Raw genomic sequence first — 12,930 nt, forward strand, 5'->3', positions numbered from 1 at the left:
ATGCCCGACAAGGACGTCCTCGACCCGCAAGCCCTGCAGATCATCTACCGCCACGCCTGCGCCACCTACCCGGAGGAATGCTGCGGCTTCGTCTTCGCCGATGCACGCGTGCACCAGGGCCAGAACATCCAGGACCAGCTCAACCGGCTCGATCCCGAGGTGTACCGGCGCAGCGCCGCCAACGGCTACACCTTCGCCGTGGCCGACACCCTGCTGCTCAACCGCAGCCTGCGCGGCGACAACCCGGCGCGGGTCATCTACCACTCGCACCCGGATGTCGGCGCCTATTTCAGCAGCGAGGACGTGGACAAGGCTCTGTTCATGGGCCAGCCCATCCACCCGGTCGCCTACCTGGTGGTCGACGTGCGCGAGGGCCAGGCCCATGGCGCCAAGCTGTTCGAGTGGAGCGGAGAAGAATTCGTCTGCAGCCGGGAGTTCCCGGCTCCCCCTAATGGCCTGCAATAAAAGGAGTTTGGCTATGAGTGTGGTGATTTTTCCGGAGGTGCTGGCCCGCGTCGCCAGGCTGCCCTCAGCAAAGCTGGAGGGTCAGGGGCGTACCGTGCGCGAGCTGGTGGAGGATGTCTGCGGCCGTCACGCCGGACTGCGCGAGCACCTGTTCTACGGCAACGACCAGTTCAAGGAGCACTTCCTGCTCACCGCCGACGGCGAGCTGGTTGAGGCCGACAGCCAGCTGCCGGCCGATGCCGAGCTGGACATCATGCTCGCCACCTCCGGCGGCCTGGACTGCGACGAGCTGAGCAACGACGAGGTGCGCCGCTACGTGCGCCATATCACCCTGCCGGACGTCGGCCGCCGCGGCCAGCTGCGCCTGAAGAACGCCCGCGTGCTGATCATCGGCACCGGCGGCCTGGGCTCGCCGGTCAGCCTCTACCTGGCCGCCGCCGGCATCGGCACCCTTGGCCTGGTGGACTTCGACCGGGTCGAGAGCAGCAACCTGCAGCGCCAGGTAGTGCATGGCACCAGCACCCTCGGCCTGGCCAAGGTGGAATCGGCGCGCCGCCGCCTGCTCGACCTCAACCCCGACATCCGCATCGACGCCCACGACTGCGCCCTGACCCCGGACAACGCGCTGGAGCTGGTCGACGCCTATGACCTGGTGATCGACGGCACCGACAACTTCGCCACCCGCTATCTGCTCAACGATGCCTGCGTGCTGCTCAAGCGCCCGCTGGTGTACGGCGCCCTGCACCGCTTCGACGGCCAGATCAGCCTGTTCAATCACCAGGACGGGCCCTGCTACCGCTGCCTCTACCCCAAGAGCCCGCCCGCCGAACTGGCACCCAACTGCAACGCCGGCGGGGTGATCGGTGTGCTGCCGGGCGTGGTCGGCCTGCTCCAGGCCACCGAGGCGATCAAGCTGATCCTCGGCATCGGCGAGCCCCTGGTCGGCCGCCTGATGCGCTTCGATGCCCTGGCGATGAAGTTCACCGAGATACGCTTCAAGCGCCGTGGCGACTGCCCCACCTGCTCGCCGGCGCGCAGCGACCACAACCTGCAGGTCGAGCCGCCCTCCACTTGCGCCGCCATGGCCGGCGACAGCACGTTGCCGGCGGAGCTGTTCATCAGCCCGCAGCAGCTGCAACTGAGCCTGGTGTACGGCGAGGATCTGCAACTGCTGGATGTGCGCGAACCGAACGAGCTGGAGGTCTGCGGTCTGCCCACGGCGCTCAATATCCCGCTCGGCGAGCTGAGTGAGCGTCTAGGCGAGCTGGACCGCGAGCGCACCCTGTGCCTGATCTGCTATGGCGGCCCGCGCGCCGAGCGCGCCGCGCGCCAGCTGCTGGACACCGGCCACTCGCAGGTGAAGGTGCTGCAGGGCGGGCTCAAGGCCTGGGCCCGCGACGTCGCCCCCGACATGCCGCTGTATTGAGGGCCGCGCGATGATCCACGAATCCCTGCTGCAGGCCATCGGCGAGACGCCGGTGGTGCGCCTGGCAGCCTTCAGCGCCGAGACCGGGCTGGAGGTGTACGCCAAGCTCGAATCGCTCAATCCCGGCGGCAGCCACAAGGCGCGCATCGCCCTGGCCATGGTGCGCGACGCCGAGGAGCGCGGCGTTCTGCGGCCCGGCAGCGGGCAGACCATCATCGAACCGAGTGGTGGCAACACCGGCATCGGCCTGGCCATCGCCGGCAACATCCTCGGCTACCGGGTGGTCCTGGTGATTCCCGACAACTACAGCCCGGAGAAGCAGAAGCTGCTGCGCCTGTACGGCGCCGAGGTGGTGCTGTCCGACAGCCGCCGCGGCAACAACTCCCACGGCGAGCTGGCCATGGAGCTACAGCTGGAAAACCCCGGCTACGTGATGCTCAACCAGCAGCGCAACCCGGCCAATCCGGAGATCCATCGGCGCACCACCGCCCAGGAAATTCTCCGCGACTTCGCCACGCTGCCGCCGGATTGCCTGGTGGCCGGCATCGGCACCGGCGGCCACGTCACCGGCCTGGGCGAGACGCTCAAGGCGCGCTGGCCGTGGCTGCGGGTATTCGGCGTGGAGCCGGAGCAGTGCGACCTGCTCGCCGACCGCCACGCGCCGCACGAGATTCAGGGCCTGTCCATCGGCCTGGTGCCGCGCATCCTCAACCTCGGCGTGCTCGACGGCATGCTCAAGGTCTCCAAGCAGGCCTGTCTGGAGCGGGTGCGCCGCACCATGCGCAGCGACGGCGTCAGCCTGGGGCTGTCTTCGGCGGCCAACCTGGTGGCCATCGCCCAGCTGGCCGGCGAGCTGCCGCGAGCAACAAGGGTGTTGACGCTGGTCTACGACAGCGTCGACAGCTACCTGCCGCACTTCGAATGCTAGCCATGGAGGACGACGGGATGCGCTACCTCGACAGGCTGAAACTCTACGACGGGCTGCTGGACCATCTGGTGCATGCGCTCAAAGCGGAAGACATGGAGCACCTGATGCCGTACCTGGACGGCATCATGGACAGCGCCGTGGTCCAGGTGGCCGAGGACCTGCAGGCCTATGCCGCGCGCGACCCGGCCTCGTGCGGGCGCACCGAGCTGATCCTCGACACCTATGCCTCGTTCAAGGCGGTGCTGTTCCATCGCCTGGCCCACCAGGTGTGGCTGCGCGGCGGCTTGGTGGAGCGCGAGCTGATCGCCCACCGCCTGGCCAACGCCGGCAAGCTGCAGTCGGGGGTGGAGATTCACCCGGCGGCGCGCATCGGCAGGCGCTTCGTGCTGGACCACGGCTTCGGCACGGTGATCGGCGAGACCTGCGAGATCGGCGACGACTGCTACCTGCTCAGCGGCGTGACCCTGGGCGCCGCCGGCATCGCCGACAACCCCGGCGGCAAGCGCCACCCGAGCCTGGGCAACGGCGTGGAAGTGGGCGCCGGCGCGCGCATCCTCGGCGCCGTGCATATCGGCGACCACGCCTTCATCAGCCCCGCCTGCGTGATCACCCAGGACGTGCCGGCCAATACCCGGGTCAGCATCGTCAACCAGTTGCAGATGCAGCGCGCCAGCGCTGGCGCCAGCCGCGGCTACCTGGGTGCGTTCGTGCTCGGCGAGCGCCTGCACCTGGTCGGCGAACTGCCGGAGGCGGAGGAGATCACCGTGCTCGATGCCGACCACCACCTGCTTGGCTGCCTGACCCTGGAATGCACGGTGCGCGAGCGCCATCACCGCCAGTACCGCCTGCGCAACCTCGGCGCCGTGACGCCGGCGCCGCGCTATCCGCTGAACCTGCGGATCGGCGACGTGCTGCAGGACATGACCTTGCTCGATCCGCCCGGTCTCAGCCATCTGGTCCGGGCGGTGCTCAAACCCCACATCCTCAGTATCGGAGGCTGACCCATGTCGGCACTGGCCCTGCATACCCGCCCCCTGTTCGACGAGCTGCCCTACCAGCACACCTTCACCGCCCGCGTACTGGCGGTGAGCGAGCTGGGCGTGGCCCTGGACCAGACCCTGTTCTACCCCACCGGCGGCGGCCAGCCCGGCGACCAGGGCCACCTGCTGCTGCCGGACGGCTCGGCCGTGGCGGTGGTCAACACCCAGCGCGATCCGCTGCTGCGGGCGATCATCTGGCACCAGCTGGAGGAAGGTCACCCGGACATCCGCGCCGGCACGGAACTGCAAGGCTGTCTGGACTGGGAACGGCGCTACCGGCACATGCGCATGCACACCTGCCTGCACCTGCTGTGCGCCATCGTCGACGCGCCGGTGACCGGTTGCAGCATCGCCGCCGACAAGGGCCGCCTGGACTTCGACCTGCCGGAATCGACCCTGGACAAGGAGCAGATCACCCGCAGCCTGATGGAGCTGATCGACGGCGCCCTCGACGTGCAGGTGCAACTGCTCTCCAACGATGAGTACCGCAGCCTGCCCAATCTCTGCCGCACCCAAGTGGCACCGCCCCAGGGCAACGGCACGGTGCGGGTGATCGACATCCCCGGCGTGGACATGCAGCCCTGCGGCGGCACCCACGTGCGCAACACCGCCGAGGTGGGCGCCGTGATCTGCGACAAGATCGAGAAGAAGAGCCGGCACAACCGACGCGTGACCCTGCGCTTCGCCTGAGCCTTCCGCCCCACCGCTACCGACCACCCGTCGGCGCCTCTCCGACTGCCTTCCCTTTTCATCGCCAATGGCAGGGTTATCCGCCCATCGGCGGCGATGAGCACTCCGCGCCGCCCACAAGGCGGCCGGAACCTACCCCGGAGGACACCTCCGCCCCGCAAGGAGAAGACGATGCATAGGAAGTTGATTCAACAGTCGCTGCTACTGGCCGGTCTGGCCGCCCCTGCCGCCGGCTTCGCCGCCGAACTGGTCGACGTCGCCAGCCTGCCGAAGGCCCGTGCCGGCATCGCCGCCGGCGATATCCACAGCGCCCTCGGCCTGACCCCGGACGAGCTCGACGCCGACACCAGCGCGCGCCTGCCCAGCGGCGCCCGTGTCACCCGCTACCAGCAGTTTTACAAGGGCGTGCGGGTGTGGGGCGAGGTCATCACCGAAACCAGCGGCCCACGCCCGCAACGCAGCGGCCGCATGCTGGTCGGCATCGAGCAGGACCTGGCCCGCGACGCCACCCCGACCCTGAGCAAGGAGCAGGCACTGCAGCAGGCCAGAAGCCTGATCGACAGCGCGCTGCCGCCGACCAACCAGCAGAGCGAGCTGGTGGTGCGCCGCAACGAGCAGGGCCAGGCCCAGCTGGCCTACGTGGTGTCCTTCTTCGTCGGCGGCGCCAGCCCGTCGCGCCCGCACTTCATGATCGAGGCCAACACCGGCGAGCTGCTGCAGCGCTGGGAAGGCCTGGCCCACGCGGAAGCCAGCGGCCCCGGCGGCAACGCCAAGACCGGCCAGCACCTGTACGGCACCCAGTACGGCCCGCTGATCGTCAACAGCAACTGCCAGATGAACAGCGGCGACGTGATCACCGTCAATCTCAACCAGAGCTACGACAACTCCAGCGTCACGCCCTTCCGCTTCGCCTGCCCGTACAACGACTACAAGGCCATCAACGGCGCCTTCTCGCCACTCAACGACGCGCACTACTTCGGCAACGTGGTGTTTCAGATGTACGGCGGCTGGTTCGGCGGCCTGCGCCCGCTCAACGCGCGCAAGCTGTACATGAAGGTGCACTACGGAAACGGCTACGAAAACGCCTTCTGGGACGGCCAGGCCATGACCTTCGGCGACGGCCACAGCCGCTTCTATCCGCTGGTGTCGCTGGACGTGTCGGCCCACGAGGTCAGTCACGGCTTCACCGAACTGAACTCCGGCCTGGTCTACGAGGGCCAGTCCGGCGGGATCAACGAGGCCTTTTCGGACATGGCCGGCGAGGCCGCCGAGTACTTCATGAAGGGCAGCAACGACTGGAAGGTCGGCGCCGACATCTTCAAGGGCAGCGGCTCGTTGCGCTACATGAACCGGCCCAGCCGCGACGGTGCCTCCATCGAGCACGCCGATCAGTACCACGACGGCATCGACGTGCACCACTCCAGCGGCATCTACAACCGCGCCTTCTACCTGCTGAGCCGCACCAGCGGCTGGAACACGCGCAAGGCCTTCGAGGTGTTCGTCGACGCCAACCGCTTCTACTGGACCGAAACCAGCGGCTTCGACCAGGGCGCCTGCGGGGTGATCCAGTCGGCGCAGAACCGCAGCTACGGCAGTGCCGAGGTGATCGCCGCCTTCGCCAAGGTGGGCGTGCGTTGCCCGACCCTGCTGTAAAAACGCGGCGCATGAAAAAGCCCCCGCCGGATCACTCCGGCGGGGGCTTTTCATTGCCCGATAAGAATCAGACCTTGGCGCGCTCGTAGCGCTTGCGGTCGTTCTCGTTGAGCATCTTCTTGCGCAGGCGGATCGACTTCGGCGTCACTTCCACCAGCTCGTCATCGGCGATGAATTCCAGCGCCTGCTCGAGGGTGAACTTGATCGGCGGCACCAGGGCGATGACTTCGTCCTTGCCGGAGGCGCGCATGTTGTCGAGCTTCTTGCCCTTGGTGGGGTTGATCACCAGGTCGTTGTCGCGGCTGTTGATACCGGCCAGCTGACCTTCGTAGATCTCGTCGCCCGGGGCCAGGAACAGCTTGCCGCGGCTCTGCAGGGTTTCCAGCGAGTAGGTCAGCGCGGTGCCGGTGGCCATGGAAACCAGCACGCCGTTCTGACGGTTGCTGACTTCACCGGCCTTGATCGCGCCGTAGTGGCTGAAGGTCGAGGTCAGGATGCCGCTGCCCGAGGTCAGGGTCAGGAAGTTGTTACGGAAGCCGATCAGGCCACGCGCCGGGATGGTGTATTCCAGTCGCACGCGGCCCTTGCCATCGGGAACCATGTTGGTCAGATCGCCCTTGCGCAGGCCCATCTGTTCCATCACCGAGCCCTGGTGCTGCTCTTCGATGTCGATGGTGACGTTCTCGTACGGCTCCTGCTTCTCGCCGTCCTTCTCGATGATCACCACTTCCGGACGGCCGACGGCCATCTCGAAGCCTTCGCGGCGCATGGTTTCGATCAGTACCGACAGGTGCAGCTCGCCACGACCGGAGACCTTGAACTTCTCGGCCGACTCGCCGGCTTCGACGCGCAGGGCCACGTTGTGCAGCAGTTCCTTGTCCAGACGGTCCTTGATGTTGCGGCTGGTGACGAACTTGCCTTCTTTACCGGCGAACGGCGAGTCGTTGACCTGGAAGGTCATGCTCACGGTCGGCTGGTCGACGGTCAGCGGCGGGCGGGCCTCGACGTGCTGCGGGTCGCACAGGGTGTCGGAAATGAACAGCTCGTCCATGCCCGATACGCAGACGATGTCGCCGGCTTCGGCTTCGCCTACTTCGATGCGCTGCAGGCCGGAGTGGCCCATGATCTTGAGGATACGGCCGTTGCGCTTGCTGCCGTCGTCGCTGATGGCGACCACCGGGGTGTTGGCCTTGATGCGGCCACGGGCGATGCGGCCGATGCCGATCACGCCGAGGAAGCTGTTGTAGTCCAGCTGGGAGATCTGCATCTGGAACGGACCGTCGACGTCGACCTTGGGGGCCGGCACGTGGTCGATGATCGCCTGGAACAGGGCGTCCATATTGTCGTCCATCTTCTCGTGGTCCAGACCGGCGATGCCGTTCAGGGCGCTGGCATAGACGATCGGGAAGTCGAGCTGCTCATCGGTGGCGCCGAGGTTGTCGAACAGGTCGAAGATCTGGTCGATGACCCAGTCAGGGCGCGCGCCCGGGCGGTCGATCTTGTTCACTACCACGATCGGACGCAGGCCGGCCTTGAACGCCTTCTGGGTCACGAAACGGGTCTGCGGCATCGGGCCGTCCTGGGCGTCGACCACCAGCAGCACGGAGTCGACCATCGACATCACGCGCTCTACTTCACCGCCGAAGTCGGCGTGGCCGGGGGTGTCGACGATGTTGATGTTGTAGTCGTTCCACTTCAGGGCGGTGTTCTTCGCCAGAATGGTAATGCCGCGCTCTTTTTCCTGGTCGTTGGAGTCCATCACGCGCTCGTTTTCCGCTTCTTTGCGGTCGAGGGTGCCGGACAGGCGCAGGAGTTTGTCGACGAGGGTGGTTTTGCCATGGTCGACGTGGGCGATGATGGCGATGTTGCGCAGTTTTTCGATCACGATGTCGTCTCGATTGAAGATTCTGAAAGCTGTGGCCCTGCAGTCTGCCTGGCCGTTGTGAACTCGGGGTTACGCGCTGCGACGGTCGGGAGGCCGGTGGCGGATGCTGCCACCGAGCAGACCTGCACGCTTAATGCGGGCGATAGACGCGAACATTCGCATGCCCCTCGCTGAGCAGGTGGTGAGCGTGCAGGCGGCTCATCACACCCTTGTCGCAATAGAGTAGGTACTGGCGGCTCTCATCCAGTTCCTTGAATCGGTTGTTCAGCGCGTAGAACGGCAGGGCCTGCACCTCGATGCCGGGCAGCTGCAGCGGCTCGTCCTCGGCGACATCCGGGTGGCGGATATCGATGACGATCTGCCCGACCAGGGCTTCACGCACTTCCTCGACCTGCAGGTCCTGGCCCAGCGCGTCGATCACCTTGTCCACCGTCACGCGGGTTGCACGCTGCAGCGCACGCTCGAGAATGGCCATGTCGAAGTGGCTCTCCTCGTGTTCGATGCGGCCGGGCTTGGCGCGGGTGGTCGGGTTCACCGAGATCACGCCGCAGTACTCGGGCATGTTCTTGGCGTACTCGGCGGTGCCGATGGCGGTGGCGGTGTCGATGATGTCCTGCTTGTGCGCGGCGATCAGCGGGCGCAGCACCAGGGTGTCGGTGACCGCGTCGATCACCGAGAGATTGGGCAGGGTCTGGCTGGAGACCTGGCTGATCGCCTCGCCGGTGACCAGTGCATCGATATTCAGCTCGGCGGCGATGCGGCTGGCGGCGCGCAGCATCATGCGCTTGAGCACCACGCCCATCTGGCTGTTGTCGACCTTACCGAGAATCTCGCCGACCACTTCCTCGAACGGCACGCTAATAAAGAGTACGCGGTGCGAGCTGCCGAACTTCTGCCACAGGTGGTGAGCCACTTCCATCACACCCAGCTCGTGGGCACGGCCGCCGAGGTTGAAGAAGCAGAAGTGGGTGAGCAGGCCGCGACGCATCATCTGATAGGCAGCGACGGTGGAGTCGAAGCCGCCACTCATCAGTACCAGGGTCTGTTCGATGGAGCCCAGCGGGTAACCGCCGAGGCCCTCGTGCTGGGCGTGGATGATCAGCAGGCGGTCATAGCGCACTTCGAAGCGTACTTCGGCCTCGGGCTGCTTGAGGTCGATGCCGGCGGCACCGCACTCGCGACGCAGGCGGCTGCCGACATGGCTGGCCAGCTCCATCGAGGAGAAGTCATGGGTATTGCCGGCGCGCTTGCAGCGCACGGCGAAGATCTTGCCGGGCAGCTGGGCGCCGAAGTGGGCGCGGCATTTCTCGAAGGTGTCATCGAAATCGACGTAGGGGTATTCGTGCACTTCCAGGAAGTGGGCGATGCCCGGCGTACTGCGCAGGCGCGCGAACATCTCGGCCTGCACCTTCGGCTCGCTGACCCGGCTGATCAGGTCGAGGTTGTCCCATTCGCCCTGCACCTCCAGCTCGGGGTCCAGATCACGCAGCACCGTACGAATATTCTTCGCCAGCTGGCGGATGAACTGCTTGCGCACCGGCCGGCTCTTGATGGTGATTTCTGCGAAGGGTTTGACGATGAGCTTCATGGAAAACGGGTGCCGGACGGGAGACCGAAAAACAGGGGCGCGGATTATAGCGGAAATTGCTCAAGCTTTGATCAAAAACAATAGTCGTCGCGACAAGGCACCAAAAAAGTGCGAACTGCATTTTAACGGCACCAACTCGGTGCACAAAATCGCTCAAAAAATCGACACAGGCCGCGCAGCCCCTGACTTTCAAGCTTCCAACCCATTCCGGGGCACTGGCATGCAATTTGCTCCCTTGTGAGGCAGCCCAGCCTGGCCGACTATCGCGCCCGGCTTTGCACCTAATTTTGGAGGCTGGCTCAGCCGGCCCCATCCACCTGGAGGACAGCATGTCGAAGTCGATTCAACTGATTAAAGAACACGACGTGAAGTGGGTTGATCTGCGCTTCACCGACACCAAAGGCAAGCAACACCACGTGACCATGCCGGCCCGTGACGCCCTGGACGAGGACTTCTTCGAAGTCGGCAAGATGTTCGACGGTTCGTCCATCCATGGCTGGAAAGGCATCGAAGCCTCCGACATGATCCTGCTGCCGGTCGATGACACCGCCGTTCTGGACCCGTTCACCGAAGAGCCGACCCTGATCCTGGTCTGCGACATCATCGAGCCGAGCACCATGCAAGGCTACGATCGCGACCCACGTTCCATCGCCAAGCGCGCCGAGGAATACCTGAAGACCACCGGTATCGGTGACACCGTCTTCGTCGGCCCGGAGCCGGAGTTCTTCATCTTCGACGAAGTGAAGTTCAAGTCCGACATCTCCGGCTCCATGTTCAAGATCTACTCCGAACAAGGCTCGTGGATGACCGACGCCGACGTCGAGTCCGGCAACAAGGGCCACCGCCCGGCCGTCAAAGGTGGTTACTTCCCGGTTCCGCCGTGCGACCACGACCACGAAATCCGTACCGCCATGTGTAATGCCATGGAAGAAATGGGCCTGGTTATCGAAGTTCACCACCACGAAGTGGCGACTGCCGGCCAGAACGAGATCGGTGTGAAGTTCAACACCCTGGTCAACAAGGCTGACGAAGTACAGACCCTGAAGTACTGCGTACACAACGTGGCCGATGCCTACGGCAAGACCGCTACCTTCATGCCGAAGCCGCTGTACGGCGACAACGGCTCGGGCATGCACGTGCACCTGTCGATCTCCAAAGACGGCAAGAACACCTTCTCCGGCGAAGGCTATGCCGGCCTGTCCGATACCGCCCTGTACTTCATCGGCGGCATCATCAAGCACGGTAAGGCCCTGAACGGCTTCACCAACCCGTCGACCAACTCCTACAAGCGTCTGGTCCCGGGCTTCGAAGCTCCGGTCATGCTGGCCTACTCGGCTCGTAACCGTTCCGCCTCGATCCGTATCCCGTACGTTTCCAGCCCGAAAGCTCGCCGCATCGAGGCTCGCTTCCCGGATCCGGCTGCCAACCCGTACCTGGCCTTCGCTGCTCTGCTGATGGCCGGTCTGGACGGTATCCAGAACAAGATCCACCCCGGCGACGCCGCCGACAAGAACCTGTATGACCTGCCGCCGGAAGAGGCCAAGGAAATCCCGCAGGTTTGCGGCAGCCTGAAAGAAGCCCTGGAAGAGCTGGACAAGGGCCGCGCCTTCCTGACCAAGGGCGGCGTATTCTCCGACGACTTCATCGATGCCTACATCGAGCTGAAATCGGAAGAAGAAATCAAGGTGCGCACCTTCGTGCACCCGCTGGAATACGACCTGTACTACAGCGTCTGATCCAGCGCCGGCCGCTTACGCGGCTCGCTTGAAAGAGGCCTCCTTCGGGAGGCCTTTTTTGTGCCCCGAGATTTCATGGCAGAGCCGTGAGAGAGCCCTGAGCTGGGGAGCGACCAGCGATTGCCGCAACTATTTCTTGCGCCACGCCACGCACGGCAGCGTGCGGACTTGCCAGAGACGTTCAGCGATGCAACCCTTGCCGCAGGATCATTCAGGAGCCTACCGATGCGCCTGCTCACCGCCTGCCTGCTGTGCACCCTGGCCCTGCCAGCCGCCGCGCAGATCTACAAGTACACCGACTCCAACGGCAACACGGTATTCACCAACCAGCCGCCGGAAGGCCAGGCGACGGAGTCTGTCGAGTTGCAGCCGACCAATACGGTAGAGCCACAGCAGCCCGTAGTGGTGGAACAGCCGAAGACGGTCGAGAAAGAACAGGCTGCCTATAGTCATCTGGCGCTGAGCGATATGCCCAGCGAAGAGGCCCTGCGCGCTAACAACGGGACCTTTACCGTCAGCGTCGATATCGAACCGCGCCTGCGACCAGGCCACAGCCTTCGCCTGCTGCTGGATGGCCAGCCCTATGGGCAACCGAGCAATGTACCGCGCCTGCAACTGACCGAAATTGATCGGGGCGAACACACCCTTGCCGTGGAAGTGCTAAGCGGCCAGCGCCAAGTGCAACAGAGTGAACCGGTGACCTTCACCGTGCAACGCATCAGCCTGAACAGCCCGGCCAGACCCAAGCCGACACCGCACAAGCCTCCGCCCAAACCAGCATCCTGACCATAGAGCCTCCATGCTACGTCCACTGCTATTCCTACTGCTCGGCCTGACCAGCTTTGCCAGCCATGCCGGGGTCTACACCTATGTGGACGCCGAAGGTAACCGGGTGTTCACCGACCAGCCGCCCTCGGATAAGGCCCAGCGCATTGAGCTGGCGCCCTCCAACGCCATGGACGCAACCCAAGCGCCACTACGCCCACCTCCCGCCTATCCAACCACCAAGGTAGAGCCGGCCTATGACGTGCTGCGCATCATCGTCCCCGAACCCGATGCAACCATTCGCGACCCGGCGGGCAATCTTATAGTCACCGCCAGCAGCGAGCCGACGCTGCGCGATGGACACAACTACAGACTGATCATGGATGGCCAGCCGATTGGAGAAGCCGGCCGCAGCCCGGTATTCCCTCTGCAGAATATCGATCGTGGCACGCACAAACTCTCGGTGGAAATACTCGACTCCTATGGCCGCATCGTCGAGCGCACTCCCAGTCAACCCTTCCACATGAAGCGCATTTCCCTGGCCGAGAAGCGCAAGACCAACCCCTGCAAGAAAAAGGACTGGGGCGTGCGCCCGGAATGCCCCATCGAAGACAAGCCGAAAGACCCGCCGAAAGACATCCCGCTGATTCCCTTCATCTGATCGCGCGGGCCAATGCACCATATTGATGCATCAGCCTGCACCGATTTCTATACTCTCCCCGTTTTGGTTCATCGACGACCGCGCCGGCTGCGC

Annotated in this window: 10 protein-coding genes and 1 pseudogene; 9 read left to right on the forward strand and 2 right to left on the reverse strand. The window is 64.8% G+C overall.

Annotation, left to right across the window (positions count from 1 at the left end):
* The 5 genes and pseudogenes from moeB (at nucleotide 1) to OH686_RS10365 (ending at nucleotide 6,202) form a co-directional block, all read left to right on the forward strand.
* A pseudogene (gene moeB / locus OH686_RS10345) lies at nucleotides 1–1,891 on the forward strand (molybdopterin-synthase adenylyltransferase MoeB).
* Nucleotides 1,892–1,901: 10 nt separating this feature from the next.
* Nucleotides 1,902–2,819: a PLP-dependent cysteine synthase family protein gene (locus tag OH686_RS10350; protein WP_289538340.1), complete on the forward strand. Its 918-nt coding sequence runs from the start codon at nucleotides 1,902–1,904 to the stop codon at nucleotides 2,817–2,819.
* 17 nt (nucleotides 2,820–2,836) lie between these two features.
* On the forward strand, nucleotides 2,837–3,820 hold the full coding sequence (locus tag OH686_RS10355) for a serine O-acetyltransferase (protein WP_289538342.1): 984 nt from the start codon (nucleotides 2,837–2,839) through the stop codon (nucleotides 3,818–3,820).
* Between the two features lie 3 nt (nucleotides 3,821–3,823).
* Nucleotides 3,824–4,549: an alanyl-tRNA editing protein gene (locus tag OH686_RS10360; RefSeq protein ID WP_289538344.1), complete on the forward strand. Its 726-nt coding sequence runs from the start codon at nucleotides 3,824–3,826 to the stop codon at nucleotides 4,547–4,549.
* Nucleotides 4,550–4,720: 171 nt separating this feature from the next.
* Complete coding sequence (locus OH686_RS10365; RefSeq protein ID WP_289538346.1) at nucleotides 4,721–6,202, forward strand: M4 family metallopeptidase; 1,482 nt, start codon at nucleotides 4,721–4,723, stop codon at nucleotides 6,200–6,202.
* A gap of 67 nt (nucleotides 6,203–6,269) precedes the next feature.
* Here OH686_RS10365 and typA read toward each other — a convergent pair whose 3' ends face one another.
* Both typA and thiI read right to left on the reverse strand, forming a co-directional pair.
* The gene (typA, locus tag OH686_RS10370) at nucleotides 6,270–8,087 is read right to left on the reverse strand and encodes a translational GTPase TypA (protein ID WP_289538348.1); all 1,818 of its coding nucleotides are present in this window, start codon (nucleotides 8,085–8,087) and stop codon (nucleotides 6,270–6,272) included.
* 130 nt (nucleotides 8,088–8,217) lie between these two features.
* Entirely contained in the window at nucleotides 8,218–9,675 is a 1,458-nt protein-coding gene (gene thiI, locus OH686_RS10375) for a tRNA uracil 4-sulfurtransferase ThiI (protein WP_289538350.1), read from the reverse strand.
* Here thiI and OH686_RS10380 point away from each other — a divergent pair.
* The 4 genes from OH686_RS10380 to OH686_RS10395 all read left to right on the forward strand — a co-directional run bounded on the left by OH686_RS10380 (nucleotide 9,665) and on the right by OH686_RS10395 (nucleotide 12,837).
* On the forward strand, nucleotides 9,665–9,916 hold the full coding sequence (locus tag OH686_RS10380) for a hypothetical protein (RefSeq protein WP_289538352.1): 252 nt from the start codon (nucleotides 9,665–9,667) through the stop codon (nucleotides 9,914–9,916). The genes thiI and OH686_RS10380 overlap by 11 nt on opposite strands.
* Before the next feature lie 88 nt (nucleotides 9,917–10,004).
* Entirely contained in the window at nucleotides 10,005–11,411 is a 1,407-nt protein-coding gene (gene glnA, locus OH686_RS10385; protein WP_137973582.1) for a glutamate--ammonia ligase, read from the forward strand.
* 225 nt (nucleotides 11,412–11,636) lie between these two features.
* Nucleotides 11,637–12,197, forward strand: coding sequence for a DUF4124 domain-containing protein (locus OH686_RS10390; protein ID WP_289538354.1), 561 nt, complete (start codon nucleotides 11,637–11,639; stop codon nucleotides 12,195–12,197).
* Between the two features lie 13 nt (nucleotides 12,198–12,210).
* Nucleotides 12,211–12,837, forward strand: coding sequence for a DUF4124 domain-containing protein (locus tag OH686_RS10395; RefSeq protein ID WP_289538356.1), 627 nt, complete (start codon nucleotides 12,211–12,213; stop codon nucleotides 12,835–12,837).
* The last annotated feature ends 93 nt before the right edge of the window (nucleotides 12,838–12,930 follow it).

The organism is Pseudomonas sp. SO81 (genome assembly GCF_030374125.1).
In the GTDB taxonomy this organism is placed as follows: domain Bacteria; phylum Pseudomonadota; class Gammaproteobacteria; order Pseudomonadales; family Pseudomonadaceae; genus Aquipseudomonas.

Excerpts from the sequence above, each read along its gene's own strand:
- OH686_RS10365 (WP_289538346.1), top strand. The coding sequence starts at position 4,721 with ATGCATAGGAAGTTGATTCAACAGTCGCTGCTACTGGCCGGTCTGGCC.
- OH686_RS10360 (WP_289538344.1), top strand. The coding sequence starts at position 3,824 with ATGTCGGCACTGGCCCTGCATACCCGCCCCCTGTTCGACGAGCTGCCC.
- OH686_RS10350 (WP_289538340.1), top strand. The coding sequence starts at position 1,902 with ATGATCCACGAATCCCTGCTGCAGGCCATCGGCGAGACGCCGGTGGTG.
- thiI (WP_289538350.1), bottom strand. The coding sequence starts at position 9,675 with ATGAAGCTCATCGTCAAACCCTTCGCAGAAATCACCATCAAGAGCCGG.
- OH686_RS10395 (WP_289538356.1), top strand. The coding sequence starts at position 12,211 with ATGCTACGTCCACTGCTATTCCTACTGCTCGGCCTGACCAGCTTTGCC.
- OH686_RS10390 (WP_289538354.1), top strand. The coding sequence starts at position 11,637 with ATGCGCCTGCTCACCGCCTGCCTGCTGTGCACCCTGGCCCTGCCAGCC.
- glnA (WP_137973582.1), top strand. The coding sequence starts at position 10,005 with ATGTCGAAGTCGATTCAACTGATTAAAGAACACGACGTGAAGTGGGTT.
- OH686_RS10355 (WP_289538342.1), top strand. The coding sequence starts at position 2,837 with ATGCGCTACCTCGACAGGCTGAAACTCTACGACGGGCTGCTGGACCAT.
- OH686_RS10380 (WP_289538352.1), top strand. The coding sequence starts at position 9,665 with ATGAGCTTCATGGAAAACGGGTGCCGGACGGGAGACCGAAAAACAGGG.